Below are 23,028 nucleotides of genomic sequence, written 5' to 3' on the forward strand. Positions count from 1 at the left end.
AGGAAGTTATGAAAGATTATGTTGTAAAGATATCAGAAAAAAATACAGGAGTTCTGGCTGTACTGGGTCACGCCGGAATAGGACACGTCCACAGCCACTCAGGCTTTGTGCAGGATGATTCTGCAGGTTTTGCAGTTGTTGCTTCCATAATGAAGGAAGCTTTTAAGGTTGACACAACCATACAATATGTTACAGGAAATTCTGAAACAGGCTCCATAACCGTCGAAACATATGGAGGGGGAATAGGAACGTCCCATACAAGAAGAGGGCTCACTCCGCAGGAAGTGCACATGCTCAGAAGAGCTGAAGGCGAAGACGGCATATATACCCAGACTGTGGCTGTGAAAACTTTCGGCAGGATGTACGGACAGGGAGCCATGGAAACACCAGTTGCACTCCAAGGTGCAATAGCTTTGGCAGTAATGGATTCATTTTGCAAAAAATTTCCCCACAAAATTCTAACAACCAATGAGAAATATGACCGACTCATAGACAAAATGTCAGGAACTGTTGTTGATATAAACGGAATACCTGTATCACTTCTTTTGAACATAAACGGTTCTGAAGGAGGAATAGGACCTGCTGAAGACAATGAAGGAAACACCGCCCTAGGTCAAAAGGGAGAAATCATGAAACTCCTTGGAACTCAAGATGTTCCAAACATAATAGTTGAAAGTAAATCATACGTGCCGTCCCTGTCAAAGGAGATAAATTGCAGCACATTTTTATTCCGTGGCCAGGAAATAATTGACAACACAGACGTTGCAAAAGCGCTGGCAAGTGCAGCCAACGACTTGAGTCTCCCATATATTTTAAAAAATGATTCACTCCCCATATCAAAAGGAAATCTGGAAAATGCAACTAGAAATTTTGCCCGAGAAATAATAAAACTTGGCGAAAGACTGTCAGGAGCCCAATCAGCAATAGACAAAACATCAATCATAGCTGAAATTGCAAGAATGGTCAGTGAAGATGCAGGAGGAATAAGCTTCATGTCAAATGATCTCCACGACACAGCAAGGGCAGCAGGCATAGTTCCTGGAACAGCCTCTGTAATGTCTCTCCTTGTGCCGGAAGATTATATAAATTACTGGAAAATTCCAGTTTTAACTCCTGAAGATGTTGAGCAATATATGAGAATAATTTTTTGTGCAGCAAAAAAATTAATTTCTGAGTGTTAGCTATGCCATTCTGAGAGCTTTAGCCCGAAAGATGCCCTAACCCTATTTTTTAGTTTTTATGAAAAATAGCGGTAGGTCACTCGCAATGAGCACCAAATTTATGTGAGTGAAAGCGAACATAAATTTGTGTGCGAAACTGCAGAATCTCAGAATTCTAAATATGAGATCCTTCGCTAAAGCTCAGCATGACATTAATGCTTAATGCAACAGCCTATTTTGCTCAATACTTATTATTTTAACTTTCTTTCTTCCCATAATAATCTTTCCTTGTTAGGTATGGAGTCTTTCAATAGGAAGTCAGCCCAATCAAGTTTTAGTTTATCGGTATTTTCATGCCAGTAAAGCAGACGTTCTTTATAATATTCTGTCTTTTCGATGACTGGTTTGTAAAAATCATTTTTATCATATTTTAAGACTATTGAAGTTAATTCATACATGGGCAGACCTATGGCATGTGTTTCTACATGCACTGTAGCACCAGCATGGCCGATAGCGTGGCACAAATCACCATATTCGTCATCATCAATTTCTTTTGCCACAGCATGTGAATCCAGTATTGCTCGTTTTGCTATGGGCATTTTGATTTTGCCCCTTGCCCAAGCTTCGCAAAGCTCCAAACATGCTCTTGGTCTTTGCTCATCAGGATACTTTTCTTCAAACTGCTTCAGAGGCATTTTTGCACAATCCAACGCCCACATAACAAGTGTTCTGTGACTTTGCAATCGAATTAATTCTAATAACTCCTGTAAACACTGACTGTCACGAGAAAATAAAATTTTATTTCTTTTCTTTATTTTGATTTCTACATCTGAAAACATATATACTCCTAAATTTTCAATTTTGAAATTATTTTTTAATATTATATCATATCGTTCATAATTTTTTGCATGTATCTAAAGCCATTTTTACAGATTACACTGTATACCCGATATTTACCGTTATGATTTTAAAGTTATAATTTATTCAAAATGAACATCATTTAAGAATGTGGTTTTAAATATAAATATTTTGGTATATATCCAATAAGTAGTGTTTTTCATATTATATAACGAGGTGAAAATATGGAAAATAGTTTGATTGTATTAAAATTGATTTCAGTTGTTTACTTGTTTGTGCTGCTTCCCGTCTACATTGTTCATGTGAAAAATCACGAACGTACTGAAAAACCAAAATTAAAACTGGCACTTTCTATTGTGTTTTGTTCCTCGGGACTAATTGGAGCTACCCTTAATGATTTCAGCCTGTATGCTGTCTTCATTTTGTTGGGTCTTATGTTGTCCCTGGCGGGAGATTATTTTCTCATTTATCTTGAATCCGACATAAAAAAATACACAACCGGTATATTGTGTTTTGGTCTGACCCATTTGTCCTTTCTTATTTCAATGTTACTAGCAGGAGGGTTTTTCCTGCCCAACCTTTTTGTTTCCATAGTCATTTATGGATTGCTGATATATTATGCAAACAAGAAGAAAATCGACTTTGGCGAAGTTAAGTATGCCCTATCCGCATACAGCTTGTTAATTGTCCTCATGACTGTCAAGGCTCTGTCCATGATTTATTTCTCTCCTTACCACATGGTATCAAGACTCTTCATGGCACTGGGAGCGTCCTTGTTTATATCATCAGACATTTTTCTTTTAATATATGAGTACATGGACGGTAAGTACAAGTTCAGAATTCTTAACAGCATTGCGTATTTCACGGGACAACTGCTGATTGCAGCTTCACTATTCTATACATAATTAATCACTTCACAAAGAACCACAAATTAATGGGGCTGTTTCATTAAGCATTATGTCATCCTGAGCCATGGCAAGAATCTCAGCTTTTGAAATTCTGAAATTCTTCGGACTAACTCTCAAATGATATAAGTCGCTAATGCAACAGCCACATCTTTTAAATCTTAACCCATTTCTTAGCCCTTTCAATTTCTCCGTCCCTAAGAGGGCCTTCAGTATCATTTACTATAAATCCTTCCGGCTGCTTAGCAAGAGTTCCTCCCTTTTTAACCAGCTTTTCCCCTATTGGTTCTGCTGCATAACCAAAATGCTTAACCATAAAATTAAGAACCTTGTTGTCGATTTTCTTCACATCAGACCTTGTGTCAAACGCCAGAACCTTTATACCTGCAAGCTCTCCGGCAGGCAACATGTTAAGAAACTCAGACACTTCCTTTGTTGGTTTAAATCCCCTTGTGGGAGAACCAACAACCAGCAAATCCACCCCTTCCAGCAGTCCCTGATGATACTTCCCTACATGGACGGCAGATGCTTCACCAATTTCCTTCATTGATTCCTCCATGGCCATAGCCACGGTCTTTGTATTTCCGAATACAGAGTCATATACTATCAATGTCTTCATTAGAAATCACCCCTATCGTAGCCGAATCGGCAAAAGTTCCAACACAAGTATGATTATAAATCCAATGAAATAACAAAACAAATCCTTCACATCAAAAGTTGAACCAATCAATATTCTGGCAAAAGTATTTTCTTCCAATCCTAAAAGACTGATTAATTGAAAATATTGCAGAACCTCTACAAGAGCAGCAAATATAAACACATAAAGAGGCATTAGCTTAACTTTGTCAGGAACAAAAATCCTAACAAAGAAATAGACAACCCCTACCACAAGGACATCACCAACGTAGGGCCTTATGAAATCATCATGTACATATATGGCAATTGCAATCTCAACCATCAACAATATCAAGAACGCAATGGCGTAATATGCTCTTTTATTCCTTATCATTGAACTACAACTGCTGTTCCCGATACCGTAACCATGAGCATGTTGTTAGCCTGCCCAAGCACCTCGTAATCAACGTCAACGCCGACTACGGCATTGGCTCCTAGGCTTGCAGCCCTTTGCATCATTTCATTCAGCGCACTTTCCCTTGCATCAATCAGCTCGCCTTCATAAGATCCTGACCTTCCCCCGAAGAAGTTTGTTAGTCCTGCTGCAAAATCCTTTACAAAATCAACTCCCGAAACAACTTCTCCAAAAACAATTCCCCTGTATTCAACTATTTTTCTTCCTTCAACAGTAGGTGTAGTAGTTACTATCATATTGCCCTCCAAATAACATTCTCTTTCTATAATTTATTCCATTTTCACACATTAATGATATAATTTGTGTCTTTATCTGTCAACCAATATAAAACATACCTACAACAGTCGTTTGAAAAAGTGTTTATTTTTTAATGTCATTCTTTTTTTCTTATACTTTTTAAAAAGTGATGGACTGTCTGAACAATAATTCCTGCAAACAGTCCTGCTGTAACAAACATGAACAATGACAGTATGCCTGCCAGGTCTCCCCAGCCATCTAAATTGTCCATAAACCTGCGAAACATTTCAAAATATCCGATTGCTATACCTGCAATGAAAAATATCAAAGCATATTTTAACTTATAGAAATGGAAAACAGCCGATATGCCTCCTAATATCAATGAAAACAATGCATAATATGCTATGTTTTCTGTTATTACTTCTGTGTTATTAATAAATCTTATCCCTGTGTACATCAATACAAATGATATTGCTGCTATGATTAATCCTATGATTATTGATTTATGTTTTTTCATGCCATGCTCCTTAAAATTCATTTTATGTTAATATTATTATACCTGAATTTTGCCGGCATAAACATGTTCTGTTCAATTCGGTTTTTATTTGTACCCTTACAAAACATCAAAACTAAAAAGCGACAATGTGATTAAACACATTGTCGCTTTTTCGCAGAAATCAAATTTGTTTATATATGATTAATATTCTTTATTACCATCAGGTGTATACATAATAACTGATGAACTCTTCCATCTGCCTAATACCATGTACATCCACAAAAATGCTCCAATTATCAAATAAATCCCTAAGCTCTTCCATGATCCTATTCCCAAGCCGGTTGCGCAAAGTAATACAGCTAACAAAGCAAATGCAAGTGCAAGAACTCTCATTCCCATTCCGCCTTTCAACTTGAATGGTGCTTCCCACTCAGGATGTTTTTGTTTTATACGAATAGCCGAAATCATGGTTAATGCATAAGCTACTGCACAGCTGAACGACATTATATTGAAAAAGTCATTCATGAAAGTCGAAGAATTCATGATAAGCAGAAATGCCAGGCTTATAACCAATATGAAGATATTTGGCAATATAGGCTGGTGATGTTTATTTACCTTTGACCAGATTGGTGGCAGGAAATTCTGTCTGCCCATTGCATAAATCAATCTGACAGCTGAAATCCAGAATCCCAGTATGCACGTTCCGATTGTAAAAAGGATTGCAAATACACCAAACAACAATGGCCATACCCTCCAACCAAGCATATCTTCCATTAATGTTATAGTGATAAAAGATTTTGTTACTACTCCGTTTTCAAGACCGATTAATTGTTCCCACGGAGCCATTCCACCTAATGCAAAGAAAAACAAAGTGTAAAGAGCTCCGCATGTCAATATGGATCCTAAAATTGCCTTAGCACTATCTTTTATAGGAAATGTGCCTTCTTCAACCATTTGTGGAACAGTTTCAAATCCAAAATACGGTGTTATAATCAAACCCAAGCCAATTACCCAGCCTTGCATTCCCCCGTCTCTCAAAACTGATCTGAACATAGGTCTCAAGTTATCAAAACTCCAATACGGACTGGTGAAGAACATAATCGAAGTTAATACTATACCTATTAATGCTCCAAAAAGCATAAATGTTTGAACCTTACCGGCTATTTGAATGTCATTTAAACTTAAAAATGTATAAACCACCAGTACAACAGATGAAATTATGGCTATATCCTTAGCTGTCATGTTGAAGTTTCCAACATGGTCAACCCATGCAATAATTCCCATCATTCCAGAAGCTGGCACTGTTACCCATGCAGCCATAATAAGCCAACTTGCCCAAAACCCCATATGCTTGTTCATTCCAATCGTATTGTAAAGAAGTTCTCCTCCAACTCGTGGAAATAACGAAGCCAGTTCACAATAAACAAATCCTATTGGTAAAACAATTATGGTCATTAACAGAAAAGCTAACCATGTGCCAGGTCCGCAGTATGACATAAATATTGTGTCCCAATACCCGATGAATGTCAAAATAGCGCCTGTAGCTAGAGCATAAACATATAATAGTCTTAAATTTCTGTTTAATCCTTCAGGTTGATTGTTTTCCATTTGAATATTTTTCTCTGACACTTTACTTCACCCCTTCAATTATTATTTAAAGTGATACGATTCGAATATATTCAAGGAATTAAACTCTTCAAAGCACATTGTTATACCATTTGCTTTTCTTCTTTCAAAAATCAACTGCTTTCTATAACTTTTGTTTGTTGTATATTAACTATCATGATATTACTTTAAACATAACAGATTCATCATAACCTACAATAACTCTGGCATAACCGCTAAGCTCCGAATTTAATACTTCGTCGCCGGTATCAACCAATAATGACTGTCCGAAAAGAGAATACATCTTGTTCTTGGTTGCAATTATTAATATGTTATCCAAACCAACCTTTCTAATGACTCGATGGCTTATTTGCTGATTACCCCTTCCAAACAAGTACCCCTGGCCGCCAATTACAGTAATGACAATCTTTGCTTTACTATACTTATCCAGATATGACAATATAGTATTTTCATTTACGTCATTGGCTATTACTTGATTATTGCAAACCAAATCCACTCCCAGAAGCGTGTTTCTCAGTTTCAATTTATCCATAACACCTCTGACTGTTGAACCTGTCCCCATTATATAAAGCACATCTTTTTCCATATTTAAAGCAATATACCTGGATACCAAGTCTAAAGCTGCTTCTTCTCCTGTTGCCCTACCGCTTTTTAGATTTTGAACCATCTTTGTATCGTAAGGTACCTTCATATAACCATATAATCTGGCATTCACAACCCCTTCTCTGAAAGCATCCTCGTCAATATCCATTACTTCCGATAATCTTAAATCTTTAACCTTTCCTTGTAGAAATTTCAATACAAGTTTACCGGCTGTTTTCGGGTTAATTGCATAAACGGCAGAATGTATTTTACATCCTCCGGGTATTCCCAAAACAGTTATTCTGTCTCCCACTGCATCCAAAATATTTCTGGCAGTTCCGTCTCCTCCTGCGAAGAGTATCAATTCCACACCTATTTCATACATCTCTTTGGCAGCTCTTATAGTGTCCTCCGGCTTTGTATTTGAAGAATGCATATGATTAATGACTATAGGTTCTAACCCACATGCCCTAACCTCATTTTCCCCCATTTCATTCGGATAAGTATATATTTCTAAGATGTCATCGTCAAATTGCTTAATCTGACTTATAGCAACTATAGCTTTGTCTGGACACTCTGGTTTTGCTCCTAATTCAATCGCTTTGGCTAATATTTCTTCACCATCTGATCCTTTTAAGCCAACTTTCCCCCCCATACCTGCTACCGGATTTACAATAATTCCGATTTTTTTAGCCAAAATTACACATCCCTTCTGTTGTTTGAAATATTGTCAGCAGCCTTAACTATAACAAGGATGTTATAGTTAAAGGCTACTGATATAAATGTTGTTACTTAACCTTAATATATTGGTCACCATGTTTCCTGAGGAACGCTCTCCAGGTTATAGCCCATTTAGTCGGATCATCAAGGTCTTCTGGATTAGCCAGGTCGTGTGATGCACTCTTATGGGGAGCGGTCAACACAACTTCAGGGTTTGTATAAGCTTCTTCAGCAGCTTGTTTCAGAGCTTGGTAATATTCTTCCAAGTCACACTTGCTGTATGTTTCACACGGTTCCAGAGTCATTGGTTCAGGAATAACCCAAGGATGGTGAGAAGCCCAATACCATGGAATACCGTAATCATTTATTCTCTTATTAATATCATTTGTTCCTACTCCAGTATCATTGTACAGTTCTTCCCATGAGTATCTGCATTGTTCTTGTCTCTTGATTCCGTTGCCCAAGAATGCCTCGCCGCATCCTTTGATTGAGAGAAGAAGTTTTTCAAGATAGTTGTTATTCAATACTGAAATAGCTGCACATTCTTTCATGCCTTCAACGCCATGCATCATAGCCCAGCTGTATGCCTTCAATATAACTCCGGCAACTCCAAAATACTCTCTTACCTTGCCAAAGCTGTCAGGCATATCGTAATTTAGATAGTATTTTTCACCATTAAACTCGACTGTAGGCTTAGGTAAAAACTTAGTCAAAAATTCTCTGCAGCCAAATGCTCCGCATGCAGGACCTTCTCCGCCGTGAGGCGTTCCGAATGTCTTATGAATATTGAAATGGCACATGTCAAATCCTGCTTCTCTTGCCCTGACAACTCCCAAAAATGCATTTGCATTTGCTTGGTCATAGTAGCATAGGCCACCTACAGAATGAACCAAATCAGCAAATTTATCTATATTAGGATTGTATATACCTATGTCTTCCGGATTAGTCATAAAAATGCCGGCCAGATGATCGCCTGTTTCCTCCACGGCTTTCTTAAGAGCTTCATAATCTGGAACTCCTCTTTCATCAGGATACAGTGTGATTACCTTGTATCCTGCAGTGGCCGGAGCAGCTGCATCGCATGGGTGAGAGAATATGGTCGTGATTATTGTGTCTCTCTTGTAATCCATTCTTGAATTGTGATATGCCCTCAAAACCGAAGCAGCACAGTAAACTGCCTGATTACCTCCGCCTGGCTGAAAACTGAATTTGTCCATACCTGAAATTTCCTTCATAATATGTTCAAACTTATAGTATATTTCAAGAACACCTTGTATTGTGTCAACATCTTGATCCGGATGTACATATGCAAAATTTTCATTTAAAGCCAAAGTTTCGCACAATCTTGGATTGTATTTCATTGTGCAGGTTCCTTCGCTCAAATCGTTGCTGACATTTGAACCCATGGTCTCCTGAGTAAGGTGAATGTAATGTGCCAGAACATGCTTTTGGTCAACTTCAGGCAATAAAAGAGGTGATTTTCTCTGTACGTTTTGAGGTAATAAATCAGAAGCATCACCAACCAAAGCCACTATTTCTTCCTCAACCTCTGGAGTTAATATTCCCCTCGTTCCGGGAGTTGAAAGTTCATAAATCATTGGTTCATCCCAACAAGCTTCATGAAAATTTTTCCTTAAATATGCTTTACTCATCTATATATCTCCCTTCATTTATTCTTTTAAATTACATTTCTCTAAATGCTTTTACTAATGAATCAATATCATCTTTAGTCAACATTTCGGTTACAGCATACAATGCGCTGTTGCCTAGAGCCGGAAAATCAACAGTCAGGTCTATTCCGCCAAAAATATTTTTTTCGAAGAGGGCTTTATTAATTTCCTTAACTGATTTTCCAAGACCATCGAAATTAACTACAAATTCCTTAAAGTTGCAGCCATCATAAATTTTAATGCCCTCAATTTTAGACAGCTCATTTTTAGCATAAGCTACTCTTTGCAATATGCCATTTCCAAGGTCCTTCATTCCCTGTGGTCCCATTAATGCCAGGTAGACAGCTGCAATCATGCCATGCAATGCTGCGCAGGTTCCTATGAAGTCCTTGCCTTTTTCTCTGGAACCGTAAGAAGTTCTTTCGAAAGCAACTTGGCCAAAGCCATACTCGCCTTCTTTAACTGTCGGCAATACTCCGAACAATAATGAAGGGTATTCAGCTACAAATTTTTCTTCATCTCTGCAGGCAATGAATCCACCCAAGCCTCCTCCAAAGGACATATGAATTCCTAAAGGCTGAAGTTCACCAAGTGCATAATCAGCACCAAAGCTTCCGGGTGCCTCCAATATTCCCAATGATGTAGGATCAACACCGACAGCCACCAATGCTCCTTTTTCATGAGCAATTTTTACAATTTCTTCATACTGAGTTTCTATAAAACCTAAGTAATTTGGATTTTCAAAATAAACACATGCTGTATCTTCAGAAATTTTACTTCTTAAATCTTCTAAATCCAGACACATATTTTCATAATCAAATTTAATTTCTTTTACTGTAATGTCCGGCTTGCAGTAGTTTTCATTTACTAGCTTCCTTTGAGGGCCGATTGCTTCAGATACAAGAATTTCTTTCCTTCCTGTAGTTCTCGAAGCCATTCTTGATGTGATAGCTAAAGCATTTGCCCAATCATAGGTAGGAGTATTGCATGCATCAAATCCTGTCAAATCACCAAGCATACTTTCGCTTTCAAACAGTATTTGGAATTTACCATGGTCAGAAAAAGCTTCGCCAACATATGAGGTTAAGATTTCATCCCTGCCGCCAATGGTATCACATACAGCAGGAACATAATGATTCCAGGTTCCTCCTCCCAAGAAGCTAATGTAACTTTTGCAATTTTTATTTTTAGAAAGAATATCTTCTACATGTCTTTGAAGTCTGGCTTCAGAATGAATAGGAGCAGGTATATTCATTTCACCCTTAAACCTAAGGCGTTCAGGAATTTCCTTGTAAATGTCTTCAACACTGTTCATGCCTAATTCATCCAGCATTGCTTTTTTTACTTCAGGAACAGAATTAGGAATATATGGATATACCACGTTACATTTATTACTCATCAATTTTACCTCCATTTACATTTAAATTTAAAATCAATGTGTGTATAGCTATCGCTTAATTAATAATGACAATAATTTGATAAAATACAAGCATTATAATTATTTAAATTCAAATTACCCTCCTTTTAAATAACTGCAGCTGTAACTTTTCATTTTGATTCCTCCTTGATTGAATATTTGATATAAAATAATAATTTTTATTAACCTCGACTAAAACATTTATTGAGCTGTCCATCCGCCGTCAATTGTTAATTCAGACCCCGTCACAAAAATGGATTCATCAGATGCCAGGTATAAGTCACCGTAAGCAATATCCATTGGTCTTCCAATATATCCTATGGGGTGCAGCTTGCCGACGTTTGAAAAATATTCATCATCGGAAAGGCCTGAATCTGATGCTTCCTTTTCAGTTAAAGAAGTATGCACATAGCCTGGATGCACAGAATTAACCCTGATTTTATAACCTTTTTTGCCGCAATGAAGTGCCGCTGCCTTAGTAAGAATAGTAACAGCTCCCTTCGAAGCACAGTATGCCGCCAAATCCGGCTCTCCTACCTGGCCATCTATTGATGATCTGTTTATAATTGAGCAATTTTCACCGTTTTCTTTCATTGCAATGATAGCATTCTTGGTTCCCAAAAATACACCTTTGGAATTAATGTCCATGACGTTATTCCATTCTGCTAAAGTTGTTTGTTCAATGTTTTTACCTAATGAAACCCCAGCATTATTTACAAGTATATTAATTTTCCCATATGTTTTAATGGTCTCAGAAATGGCATTATCCCACTCTTCTTCCTTTGCTACATTCAATTTGATAAACATAGCTTCACTGCCATCATTTCTTATTGCATCGACTACCTTTTTCCCTTGAATTGCGTCAATATCGGTTATAACAACCTTTGCTCCTTCTTTAGAAAAAAGAAGTGCATCTGCTTCCCCAATCCCCATTGCTCCACCGGTAATCATTGCCACCTTGTTATCAAGTCTGCCCATTCTATACCCCCTAATTATGTATTGTTTTATTTAATCAACATAAGCAACAGCCCCAAACGTTTCAGGCAATGTACTGCCGCCGTCTATTACAATTTGAGTTCCTGTTATGTAACTTGCATCATCTGAGGCCAAAAATGCTACCGTTTGACCAATTTCCTGTATAGTCGCAAGTCTCCTTAATGGTACTGCCGCAGCAATTCCTCTCTTGACAGCATCAGGATCATCCGGATTTGATTCTCTTGCAATTTGTTGTGCCATTGGAGTATCCACATAGCCTGGGCACACAGCATTGACACTTATTCCAAATCCAGCCATTTCAATGGCAAGAGCTTTAGTCAGCCCCCATATAGCAGCCTTAGATGCAGCATATGCTGTTTCACCCGTATCCACTACCATTGGACCTGTTACAGAAGACATGTTGACAATTCGCCCGTATTTCTGCTTTATCATGTATGGAATTACTGCCTTGGAGCAGTTCCATACGCCATTTATGTTTATGTTCCAGTGTAAGTCTCTTGTCCTGTCATCCATGTCCAAAAATGACATCACCTTAATGATTCCAGCATTGTTTACAAGAATATCTATTTTTCCATACTCTTCTGCAATTTTTACCATTACATTATTAACAGAAATAAAGTCACTTACATCTGCAGTGAATGGAATTACACCGTATCCTTGCGCCATTAATTTCTGAGCAGCACCATACACTTTGTCCGAAATATCAACCATGGCCACAGTACAGCCACCTCTTGAAAGCACCTCAGTTATACCCAAACCGTTTCCCATGGCAGCCCCGGTTACCACAGCTATTTTTCCATTGAATTTTCTCATAGCTTTGTACAGCTCCCTTCTAAATTCATATAGAAAAGTCACATTTAAGTTTTACATCTAATTGATTTCAAAATTATATTAGCAATATTCATACCTATTTTTTTACATTCCATGTCTAATAAAAAATATCGATTTGATAACCTGTTAAAATTCAGCCTAAACAAGACAAGTTGATTGTCTTTGAAATGTCGAAAATTGATAAAATGTTATCAACATTTTGTTATATGCTCTTACAATTTACTAAATTTATCGAAAAGTTGATTCAATATTTTCATAATTCGAGTTTTTTCTTTTTTAATACCTGCTATAATTCATTTAAATATTAGTGATTTACCCCATTTTCATTTTTGAACCAATGGAGTGCAATTATGGACCAACAAAGTGTATTTTATAGTGATGAAATGAAAGATATATTTAATATGGCTAAAAGATATGCCCAGTTTAAAACGACCATCTTAATAAATGGCGAAACAGGTGTCGGTAAAGAAGTTGTGGCTAAACTAATACACAAATACAGCAACCGAGCAAGCATGCCGTTTTTAACTGTTAATTGCGGAGCAATACCGGAATCTCTCCTTGATTCCGAACTATTTGGGTATGAAAGCGGAGCATTTACAGGTGCCAACACTAAAGGAAGCATGGGCTTATTTGAATCTGCTCATAAGGGCACCCTGCTACTGGATGAAATAGGCGAACTATCCCCTCTTCTTCAGGTAAAGCTACTCAGGGTATTGCAGGAGCATGAAGTTAGGAGAATTGGTGGAAGTTGGTCCAAGTCAATTGACGTCAGAATTATTGCATGTACCAATGCTGACTTATGGAACTTAGTTGAGAATGGAACTTTTAGGAAGGACTTGTATTTCAGATTAAGTGTAGCAACAATCACAATACCGCCTTTGCGTGAAAGAAAAGCAGACATTCTGCCTCTGTTGGAACAATTTTTGCATGAACTGATAAGTATGTATAACATTGACAGAACATTTGATAAATCTGCATTGTACGTAATTACTAACCATACATTTTACGGCAATGTAAGGGAATTGAGAAATATTGTTGAGTCCTCTTACATTACAGCTCTAGATAATATAATTACAATAAATGACTTACCAAAATATTTGATTGAATCCTCATCAATTAATTTAAAAACCATTACTGAAAATTGCTCTCATACATTAGATGAAATGCTCAATGATTATGAAAAAGAAATCATTACAAATGCGCTTACACATTCCAACACCATACGAAAGGCTGCGATTAAACTTGGTATAAGCAATACAACATTGCTTCGCAGAATAAAAGTGTACAACCTTGAAGAAAAAATCAACCATCATGATGATTTTGAAGCAGACATAATTACATGACGATATTTTATAATGGAGGTGATTACATGTCCAATAAAATCATTGATGAAAAGAATGTTTACATAGAACATGTAACTCAGTTAATTCAGGAAAACAGAATCAAGACCGTAATAGTATGCGTAAACGACAATTCAAATATTAATCGTTCAAGGTTTGTTTCAGTGGAACACTTCATGTCAAGTGTTGTTAATAGCGGCATTGGTTTATCTTCTGCAGTTTTTGCATTTGACACAAAAGGTGAGTTAAATGACAAAGTCGGAGGTGGTTACAAAGGGGGGTTCCCAAGCTGTGTGGTTAAACCTGACCTATCCACATTTTCCATAGTTCCATACTTGCCTAACACTGCAAGGGTAATCGGCGATGTTTATGACTCATTTGGAAATCTCATAGAATACACACCTCGAAACGTATTAAAAAAAGTGATTTCTCTTTATAAAAAAGAAGGAATCACTATAAGAGGAGCTTTCGAATATGAATTTTTTATTTTCGAAAAAAACAATGACTTATTAAAACCAATCTACAACAGTATACAATGCTACTCAGAAGTTCATGAGCCAGTGCTGATAGACATAATTCAAGACATCATGAATAATTTATCAGCAATAGGTGCAGGCCCTGAAATTGCAAACACTGAATATGCATCAGGGCAACTGGAGATTACAAATTCGCCATTTTATGGTGTTGAGATAGCCGACATGGCCTCTTATTACAAAATGACTATTAAAGAAATAGTCAAAAACAAAAATCTTATTGCAACCTTCATGGCAAAACCAAAGGCAAGACAAAACGGAAGTGGAGCTCATCTTCATATTTCCTTTTATGATGAAGATGGCAACAACCTGTTCAGTGGCAATAATTTTCCGGATGGTTTATCAGATATGTGCCATCATTTTATTGCCGGACAGTTAAAGCATGCCAACGGACTTTGCGGCTTGGTTAATCCTACTGTGAACAGCTACAAAAGACTTGAAGAGTATAGATTTGCACCAACTTCTATATCATGGGGCTATGAACACAGAGGAGCTATGATAAGAGTTCCTTTTGCAAGAAACCAAAATACCAGGATAGAAAATAAATTACCAGGATCAGATACTAATCCGTATATCACATTAGCTGCAGTATTGGCAGCAGGACTGGATGGTATTAAAAACAAAATTCAATCACCAAATTCATGCAACGGCGACACAACATATGAAAATTATTATGAAAGATTTCCCACTACCTTGATAGATGCCATAAGTCAATTAAAAAAAGATACCTACTTTAAAAATATCATGGGAGAAGAATTCATTAATCAATACATACTTCTTCGGGAATATGAATGGAACAGGTATATGAAACACGTCAGTGACTGGGAAATATCTGAGTATCTGGAGCAAATATAAAAAACGGTTGTTTATGTTAAATACCTAAAACACAAACAACCGTGTTATCATAAGCTGTTATTTTCACATAATCTCAGGAACCATAACCTTATTGAAAGTTTTTTTGTAGAAAAAAATTCCTATGGGAAGCCATACAAAAGCAAAGAGGACCATCTGCAGAATGTTAGGAATTGTTGCACTAAAATCCATGCCTTTTATTAAAACTTCCTGAACAATCTTGGCATAATTAATTACCGGCCAGCATGCTCTGATTAATATTTCCAGCAGTCTTGGCATTTGGTCAACAGGCCATACGCCGCCGCAAGAGCAAAATGTAGGAAGAGACAACATAAATTCTATTTGGGAATACTTCACCCTGTCCTTTGTCATGGAAGCAATCAATAGTGATGGCCCCGTAAGCGCAATAAGAAAAACCACAGTCAAAAGAAACACTGTCCATATGTTTCCTATCATAGGCACATGAAAAAGCTTGCGGAGAATGACAATGCAGATGGTGACAGCCGGAAGTATACCAACAAAACAAGCACTGACGGCAGCAAGAACCTTTGACAGTACATTACCACTGTTAATGTACTCATTGTCTCTGATAAAAGTTGATCCCATTGCAGAAAGCATCAATTGCTGAACAAATACTGCCAGGAAGCAGAGCATCAAATAATTCATATATGTCATCTTTGGATCAAACAACATTCTTTCTCCTACATTGTAGACAAGGGCCATGTCCTGGGCTATTTTTGGAGATACCCCTTTACCCTGGATAAGCTTCATCTCAATTCCGGCAGATATTGACTGCGTAATTAATGTTGCCTGAGCAATTGCATTGTTTGCCATAACAATATTTGTGCCATCAGTAATGGCTAATATTTGTGAAGACTGATACGTAGATACCTTACTTTCAAAACCTTTAGGAATGCAAATTCCCATTTGTACGTCCCCATCATCAATAAGTCTTTCAAGTTCTGCTCTTGTGGCTGGGTAATTTGTTACTTCAAAACGTTCATTGCTCAAAAAATAACTGCCCACAAGATTGCTGAGAGTAGAACCGTCTTCGTCCAGAATGGCAATGGGTATATCCTTAACATAGTCATTGTAGTAAATTCCTCCAAAAAACAATGTTAAAAAAATTGGTCCTATAAACAGAAGAATCATCATTCCTTTATACTTAAATATCGAGCGGAATTCCCGTATGAATGTTTCCTTGTATGTCATCATCCATCACCTCCTTGTGCTCAGACTCTCTGTCAGCAATAATCATAACCAGTTCTGTCAATATCAGAATTACAGCTCCAAATACAAACAGATATGAAACATCACCAATAATCTGCTGCAGTGATGTCCCTTTTAAATATATGTCCCTGATATTATTTGCATAATGTGCAAATGGCATGTACATGGCAAAACTTTGATAACCTGCAGGCATGGATATAATTGGCCATGTTGTTCCTGCCATAGCCGAATTAGGAATAAATAAAACTGCACCGCCAATCAGGCATACCATTCTGTTTTTTATCAATGAAGATATCATTACGCAAAAGGCAGACACTGAAAAGCTGAGTCCTATTGTCAGAATCAGTAAACTCATTAAATTTCCTTTAAACGGCACATTAAATAATCCAATTTGAAGAATCATGCAAATCATCATGCTCAGGCTTCCAAACAGCGTATAGAACAAAACCTTGCCTGATGCATAGCCTAGTCTTGTCATCTTTTCTTCATAAAATATTTTTTGATCAACAGATACTGTAGCGGTCAGTGCTATTGCTGATTGAATATATCCTGCCAGAAGAACCGGCGTCAAAAAAAACTCAAAGCTTTTTGACGAATTATACAGCACTCTGTTATTGAACTGAAAAGCCTGAGCAATGTTGTAGGCTTCTTTATAAGACATATTAAGCCTTCCTGTTAACTGCGAAATGGCGGCACCTGCCTTATAGGTCAACAGAATTTCTGTTGCTTTTGCTTTAGCCGTGCTTGTGATCGACAAATGGCTGCCGTCATAAACCATCAATACAGTTGGAGATTTTAATGAAGCTATATCGTTGTAAAAATTTTCAGGAATAATCAACCCGGCACGAACCTTACTGTTCTTCATTAATTTTTCAAGCTCCTGCTCATTGGCTGGATAACTTGTTACCTTAAAAGTCTCATTTTGATCAAATTTTTCTACCAACTGACGGCTGAATGATGAATTATCATAATTGATGACTGCTATGGGAATATCAGTTATAACTCCTTTGGACAATTCAACACCAAGCAGTATTACAACAAATAAAGGTATTATAAAAAGAACCAATAAGTTTATTTTATTTTCAACAAAGCTTGCACACTCTTGTTTGAAGCTTTTTGCTAACATCTTCCCCACATCCTAATTTGCAAAATTTACCATGGCGGTCATACCAGGTCTGATGGATTGATCCAAATTATCAATTTCTATTTTCACCCCAAATGAAACAATATCAAAACTTCCATTTTCATTTGTTGCCTTTTTAACTGCAAAATCAGGTTCTTTATTTATTGTTACTACAGTTCCTATGTATTTTTTATTTTTATAGGCAGCTAATGTTACATCAACAGTCTGTCCTTCTGATACCCCTTCTAATTTATTCTCGTCCAGATTTATGCTGATCCAGCATTTATCAAGATTGCTTACAGTTCCAATTGAAGTGCCAGTTGATACAAGTTCTCCTTCGTCAGAATTTATTGCAGTAATTGTTCCGTCTATTGGTGATTTAATAACTGTATCTTTCAAATACACTTCCACTTCCTGCAAGCCGGCTTTTGCCTGGTCAAGTTTGCCTTGAGAAGCAGCAAGTCCGGCCTGGGCCTGACTGACCTGTGCCAGTGCAATGTTCGAAGCCTCACATGCCTGGTTGAGCAATGAATTGCTTGACAATATGCCGGCTTCAGCCAATGACAGCTGTGCGCTTGCAGCCTTTTTGTCTTCAGTTCTTGCTCCTTCTTTAGCCATGCTTAGAGTTTGTTCTGCCACATTCATTTGAGTCTTGATTTCCTCCAGCTTCTGATTGGAAATTGCTCCTCCCTCATTTAAAACAACTGCTCTGTCATATGTGGATTTCCATAAATTATATGCGCTTTCCGCCTGGGCAACTTCCTGAGTTCTGGCTCCATTTTCAGCTTTCTCATTAACAGCAGCAGCCATATTTCTTTGGCTTTGACTGGCAATGACACCTGCCTCGGCTTGCTTGACTCTTTCCTGTGCCACCTCATAAGCCCCCTGTGCCATCTCAAGTGCTGCCTGTGAAGCATCTACGCCTGCCTGTGCCTGTGCAACCTGTGCTTCTAATTGTAATTTTTTTGCTTGAATTTCTTCACTGGATATTTCCACTATTGGGTCACCAATCTTGACTTGTTGTCCTTCCTCAACATAAAACTTTACTATACGACCGGGTATTTTAGTATTGATGCTTACGTCCTTGGCAGATACAATGCCTTGACGGGCACCCGATTCCATACTTCCTCCATATATTTTTGTAGTGCCGATTGTAATTCCTAAAGCACATACAATCACAACTAATGCTATAGTAATGCTTTTAATATTTTTGCTGAACCAATCCTTATTTATAGTCTTATTTAGTTTTTCCAATAAACCTTTCATAAATTATTCCGTCCTTTCTTTTCTGTTTTAGATATATTTAATGAATGATTATTCCTGCATCATTTTGATATTTTATTTTTGCCATTGTATAACCGTAACTTATTTGAGCCACTTGTGCTTCAACCTCTGATAATTTTTCCTGAGCAGCAATTAGCTCTATGATTGTCCCTGAGCTTTCCTGAAGATTCATTTGTTTTAGCAAAGCATTCTCTGCACCAAATCCCTGCTCATATTTCAGATTTGCAATGCGAACAACCTCTTCTGCGTTGGCTACAAGTTCTGTTGAAGCCAACAGCATGTCTCCGGCTGCTGTCATTGTTTCATATGACTGGTTGATTTCTGAAGTCACTGTGGTTTTTGCTTTATCAAGCTGCAGCCTTGCCCCTTCTGTCAGCAACTTTGCTTCTTTAATTCCATTTCTATTTGCTTTGTACTCAGCACGGGAATTCAATATTTCTTCATTGAGTTCATAAATTTTTAGCTGGCCAAGGGCCTTCTGTATTTCTATTCTGTTTGTCAACCCACTTTTCAGTCCATCACTTAAGTTTTCTTCTGTAACTTTGTCAAACATAGAATCTTGCAGGGTTATTTCCGTATCCATGTTTAAATTCATGTTTTCCTTAAGCTTCACAAGAGCATTTTTATAATCCGCTTCAGCAAGTCGGCAGGATATTATTGTGCTGTCATAATACATCTTGCTGAGAAGCAGATCATCTTTTGCTTTCATTCCGTTATCATAAGAAAGTTTAACCATGTTGTATTGTTTTTCACCCCGTTCCATGGCTACTTTTTTCAACTCATATACTTTTCTTGCATACAGTGCATCATAATAATTTTTTTGAATTAACATGGCAATTTGGTTTTTATATATGTTTTTGGCGTATCTGGTGACGTCAAGATTTACGCCGGCCATTGTAATCATAAGTTTGCCTGCATCAACTGCATCAAGGCTAACTAAAGAGCCGTAATCAATTTTTGCATCCAGTTTTTCTGAGGTGTCTTTAAGAATATCTTTAAATTCTTCTTTTTTTGCTTCAAGAGTTGATTTGGCCTCCTTTACTGCAATGCTGTTTTCATCTATTTTAGACTGGTTTGAAGACAATTCAGCCTCTATGCCTTGCTTTATCAATGAAAACATGCCATTTGCAGTTTCAGATGGAATTCCAATTCCAATCAATGTATCAAGAATATTTGAACCTGCCGGAATAACAATTTGATTGCCGTTTCCATCATTAATGGGATTGCCGTGAGAATCAGAAAGAGGTATGGAAATTGGAGCTATGCCTTTTGATAATAGACTTTCTGCCTGATCAACTTGTCCCTGTGCTGAATCAATTTGTTCTTCTGCATCATCAAGTTTATCCATGGCCTCCTTGAGTGTATCCTTTGCTTTTTTCAAATCTGAAGAATTTTTCTTTGCATTGCTTTCTGAAATAATTGCAAGCTGAATTTTATTTTCCAGCATGTCAATGCTCTTGTTGTTTTCCAGTCCATATTTTACTGCTGTATCCACAGTCAAGTTCATAGTTTCCTTCGCCTTTTCACTGCTTGATGAATTCAAGGCCCCCTCCGGCTCAAGTGAATAGGGAGCTGCTGTAGGTTCATCTTTAGACGTTGTATCTGCATATACAGGACAAATTGCAAACAGCAAAATCGCCGAAGCACATGTACATGCTGTTATCCTTTTAATATTCATATCTTTTTCCTTTCAATTTAATATTTACAAATATGTATTTCAATTTCATTGGATTTAACATCCAATTGTTTTAATAAATTTGCTGTTTCTATTCCCATATCCTCCAAAACTACGTGCTTCACACTCCTTCTTTCTATACAGTCATTAAGTATTTCAACAGGATTATCAGAAAAAAATGTGAGCATTTGTGCATCTGAATTTTTAGAAATCAAGAACAGGTGCTCCAATTCCTTGCTTAACTTATTGCCCCATTGGCATTTTTTCTGTACATTAATCACATATAGCTTTGTACCAGTCATGTCTGCAATTTTTCTGCCTTCTCTTATCAGTCACCCGCATTCAAATTTAGCTGTTGTACAAACAAGCGTGATATTTTCGTTTTTTATTGTTGTGTCCGGCATTTTTATACCTCTTTTATATCTTGTTCTTAACGTTATTATCATATTTCATCAATATGGCACCAATATGATATGAATTTGAACAATTGTGAACAATAAAAACGAGGCTGTTGCATTAAGTATATGTCATCCTGAGCGGCAGCGAAGGATCTCATCTTTTGAAATTCTGAGATTCTTCGGGCTAGAGCCCACAGAATGACACGATACTACACTAATGCAACAGTCTCGTTATCATTGTTGTCTTATATTAATATTAAAGGTCACATATTTGAACAGTAAATTCAAATGAACTTCCTGCCCCATACTCACTTTTAACTTTTATTTTTTCACCCATTAAATTTAATATTTCTTTTGCTATGGATAATCCCAGCCCTGACCCTTTTTTTGTTCTGGACTTATCGCTCTTATAAAACCTGTCAAAAACAAACGGCAAGTCTTCTTTTTTAATGCCTGTTCCTGTATCCTTTACCGTAACAAGCACATCTTTTGGCCTGACTTCAGTAATAATTTCAATTTGACCGCCCTTTTGAGTAAATTTATAGGCATTGTCCAACAATATCACTAGAATTTGCTCAATCCTGTCGTAGTTTGTGTAAACCTTGGGCAATGGAGCCGGATTGTAAACAAGATTGATTTCTTCGTCATACAGATTATATCTCTCATATACCATTTCTATTATAGAATCCAGATCAACTGATGTTTTTTCAATAACAGCTTCATTCATTTGCAGTCTTGAAAGTTCCATTATATCATCAACAAGTCTTGAAAGCCTCAGACTTTCCTTATAAATAATTTTATAATATCTTTTTATGTCATCTTCATCGGTTACAAAAGAGTCCATCAATGGCTCTATTAAACCTCTGATTGATGTAAGAGGTGATCTGAGCTCATGAGAAACATTCGCAACATAATCTCTTCGCATTTTTTCTAATTTTTCTAATTCCGTAATGTCCCTGAATAAAACTACAGCACCAACAACATTATCTTTTTCATCTTGTATGGAGGCGATCACTATTCGCATAATAACATTATCATTTTCATAATTTTTTACTATGGAATATTTTCCTTCTATGGCCTGAGTCAGTTCATATAATTCATCATTTATGACATGAATATCGTCTACATTCTTACCCTTTACTTCATCTTCCGTCAGTTCAAACATTTCTAAAAACACTTTATTAAAATGTGTGATTTTCTTGTTTTCATCTACAGCAATCATGCCCTCATCAAGACTGTTCAATACCTGGTGAAGCCTGTTTTTTTCAATGAAAAGCTGTGAAACATTCTTATAAAGATCAATGGACATTTTATTCAATGTCCTTCCCAAAAGCCCAATTTCACCTTTTAATGTTTCGTCTGCCCTAGCGGAAAAATCTCCCTGACTCATGGAAATTGCAGCTTCTACAACATTTTTAACCGGTTTTGTAATTCTTTTTAACACCACGTAGGAAAGTACAATTACAAAAGGAATTACAACAATCATTGCAATTAAAAGCGATTGAAAAAATCTTTTTCTTTCCGGCAGAAAATCAGCCATATCTACCAATACAAAGACGGCACCAATGCTTTTATCTTCCTTCACAATCGGTACACCTACCAAAGCAGCCGGATTGAGCTTTGATTGGTATATTTTTTCATATGTTTCATGTCCATTAAGCACTTCATCCAGAGATTTATTCATCATAGTATTAATTGTTGAATCCTTAAGTCCTTCAGCAGTAAAAACAACTGTTCCATCTGCATTTAAAACTGAATATCCTCTGATATACTCTTTTAATGAATTCATCAATATCTTTTCATATGTATCCTTGCTGATGTTCCCATCCTGATATTGTATGGTGCACTCAGCAACTACAGAAATGGCCGGCACAAATTCCTTGACCCTGTTATCTGCCTTAATGCCTTCCCATAACAACACACCCAGAAAGGCAACTAAAACAGAAGAAATTAATATGGCAATGGATATTAAAATTGTTATTCTTCGAATTAATAAATTTTTCAT

Annotated in this window: 21 protein-coding genes; 4 read left to right on the forward strand and 17 right to left on the reverse strand. The window is 36.9% G+C overall.

Annotation, left to right across the window (positions count from 1 at the left end):
* Positions 1–8: 8 nt before the first annotated feature.
* Positions 9–1,181: a hypothetical protein gene (locus LY60_RS01035; protein WP_145078759.1), complete on the forward strand. Its 1,173-nt coding sequence runs from the start codon at positions 9–11 to the stop codon at positions 1,179–1,181.
* A 230-nt stretch (positions 1,182–1,411) separates the two neighbouring features.
* Here the strand turns inward: LY60_RS01035 and LY60_RS01040 are convergent, their stop codons facing one another.
* Positions 1,412–1,999 (reverse strand): putative immunity protein, encoded by a 588-nt coding sequence (locus LY60_RS01040; protein ID WP_145078762.1) that lies wholly within the window; start codon positions 1,997–1,999, stop codon positions 1,412–1,414.
* 243 nt (positions 2,000–2,242) lie between these two features.
* Here LY60_RS01040 and LY60_RS01045 point away from each other — a divergent pair, with 243 nt between their 5' ends.
* Positions 2,243–2,923 carry a lysoplasmalogenase gene (locus LY60_RS01045; RefSeq protein ID WP_145078765.1) on the forward strand — a complete coding sequence of 227 codons (681 nt, stop codon included), beginning with the start codon at positions 2,243–2,245 and terminating at the stop codon, positions 2,921–2,923.
* Between the two features lie 154 nt (positions 2,924–3,077).
* Here LY60_RS01045 and LY60_RS01050 read toward each other — a convergent pair whose 3' ends face one another.
* The 10 genes from LY60_RS01050 to ucpA form a co-directional block, all read right to left on the reverse strand.
* Complete coding sequence (locus tag LY60_RS01050; protein WP_145078767.1) at positions 3,078–3,542, reverse strand: flavodoxin family protein; 465 nt, start codon at positions 3,540–3,542, stop codon at positions 3,078–3,080.
* 12 nt (positions 3,543–3,554) lie between these two features.
* Complete coding sequence (locus LY60_RS01055) at positions 3,555–3,932, reverse strand: ribosomal maturation YjgA family protein (protein WP_145078770.1); 378 nt, start codon at positions 3,930–3,932, stop codon at positions 3,555–3,557.
* Positions 3,929–4,249: a putative heavy metal-binding protein gene (locus LY60_RS01060; protein ID WP_145078772.1), complete on the reverse strand. Its 321-nt coding sequence runs from the start codon at positions 4,247–4,249 to the stop codon at positions 3,929–3,931. The genes LY60_RS01055 and LY60_RS01060 overlap by 4 nt, the downstream gene beginning before the upstream one ends.
* Before the next feature lie 137 nt (positions 4,250–4,386).
* Positions 4,387–4,767 (reverse strand): hypothetical protein, encoded by a 381-nt coding sequence (locus LY60_RS01065; RefSeq protein ID WP_145078775.1) that lies wholly within the window; start codon positions 4,765–4,767, stop codon positions 4,387–4,389.
* A 180-nt stretch (positions 4,768–4,947) separates the two neighbouring features.
* Entirely contained in the window at positions 4,948–6,375 is a 1,428-nt protein-coding gene (locus LY60_RS01070) for an APC family permease (protein WP_246145336.1), read from the reverse strand.
* Between the two features lie 151 nt (positions 6,376–6,526).
* On the reverse strand, positions 6,527–7,609 hold the full coding sequence (locus LY60_RS01075) for an ATP-NAD kinase family protein (protein ID WP_246145337.1): 1,083 nt from the start codon (positions 7,607–7,609) through the stop codon (positions 6,527–6,529).
* A 133-nt stretch (positions 7,610–7,742) separates the two neighbouring features.
* A complete protein-coding gene (gene gcvPB, locus LY60_RS01080; RefSeq protein ID WP_145078782.1) occupies positions 7,743–9,326 on the reverse strand; it encodes an aminomethyl-transferring glycine dehydrogenase subunit GcvPB in 1,584 nt (527 codons plus the stop codon).
* A gap of 31 nt (positions 9,327–9,357) precedes the next feature.
* Complete coding sequence (gene gcvPA, locus LY60_RS01085) at positions 9,358–10,743, reverse strand: aminomethyl-transferring glycine dehydrogenase subunit GcvPA (protein ID WP_145078785.1); 1,386 nt, start codon at positions 10,741–10,743, stop codon at positions 9,358–9,360.
* A 219-nt stretch (positions 10,744–10,962) separates the two neighbouring features.
* Complete coding sequence (locus LY60_RS01090; RefSeq protein ID WP_145078788.1) at positions 10,963–11,739, reverse strand: glucose 1-dehydrogenase; 777 nt, start codon at positions 11,737–11,739, stop codon at positions 10,963–10,965.
* A gap of 30 nt (positions 11,740–11,769) precedes the next feature.
* Entirely contained in the window at positions 11,770–12,570 is an 801-nt protein-coding gene (gene ucpA, locus LY60_RS01095; RefSeq protein ID WP_145078791.1) for an SDR family oxidoreductase UcpA, read from the reverse strand.
* Positions 12,571–12,938: 368 nt separating this feature from the next.
* Here ucpA and LY60_RS01100 point away from each other — a divergent pair, with 368 nt between their 5' ends.
* Both LY60_RS01100 and LY60_RS01105 read left to right on the forward strand, forming a co-directional pair.
* Positions 12,939–13,931: a sigma-54 interaction domain-containing protein gene (locus tag LY60_RS01100; protein ID WP_145078794.1), complete on the forward strand. Its 993-nt coding sequence runs from the start codon at positions 12,939–12,941 to the stop codon at positions 13,929–13,931.
* Positions 13,932–13,957: 26 nt separating this feature from the next.
* The gene (locus tag LY60_RS01105; RefSeq protein WP_170226063.1) at positions 13,958–15,316 is read left to right on the forward strand and encodes a glutamine synthetase family protein; all 1,359 of its coding nucleotides are present in this window, start codon (positions 13,958–13,960) and stop codon (positions 15,314–15,316) included.
* A 63-nt stretch (positions 15,317–15,379) separates the two neighbouring features.
* Here the strand turns inward: LY60_RS01105 and LY60_RS01110 are convergent, their stop codons facing one another.
* From LY60_RS01110 to LY60_RS01135, 6 genes are all read right to left on the reverse strand, one after another.
* Positions 15,380–16,528, reverse strand: a complete 1,149-nt coding sequence (locus LY60_RS01110) for an ABC transporter permease (protein ID WP_145078800.1) — start codon at positions 16,526–16,528, stop codon at positions 15,380–15,382.
* Complete coding sequence (locus LY60_RS01115) at positions 16,479–17,669, reverse strand: ABC transporter permease (protein ID WP_145078803.1); 1,191 nt, start codon at positions 17,667–17,669, stop codon at positions 16,479–16,481. The genes LY60_RS01110 and LY60_RS01115 overlap by 50 nt, the downstream gene beginning before the upstream one ends.
* A 12-nt stretch (positions 17,670–17,681) precedes the next feature.
* The gene (locus tag LY60_RS01120) at positions 17,682–18,932 is read right to left on the reverse strand and encodes an HlyD family secretion protein (RefSeq protein ID WP_145078805.1); all 1,251 of its coding nucleotides are present in this window, start codon (positions 18,930–18,932) and stop codon (positions 17,682–17,684) included.
* Between the two features lie 37 nt (positions 18,933–18,969).
* Entirely contained in the window at positions 18,970–20,628 is a 1,659-nt protein-coding gene (locus tag LY60_RS01125) for a TolC family protein (protein WP_145078808.1), read from the reverse strand.
* A 17-nt stretch (positions 20,629–20,645) separates the two neighbouring features.
* Entirely contained in the window at positions 20,646–20,927 is a 282-nt protein-coding gene (locus LY60_RS01130; protein WP_145078811.1) for a hypothetical protein, read from the reverse strand.
* Between the two features lie 352 nt (positions 20,928–21,279).
* Positions 21,280–23,028, reverse strand: coding sequence for a HAMP domain-containing sensor histidine kinase (locus LY60_RS01135; protein WP_145078814.1), 1,749 nt, complete (start codon positions 23,026–23,028; stop codon positions 21,280–21,282).

Origin of the sequence: Sedimentibacter saalensis (assembly GCF_007830175.1) — a bacterium.
In the GTDB taxonomy this organism is placed as follows: domain Bacteria; phylum Bacillota; class Clostridia; order Tissierellales; family Sedimentibacteraceae; genus Sedimentibacter; species Sedimentibacter saalensis.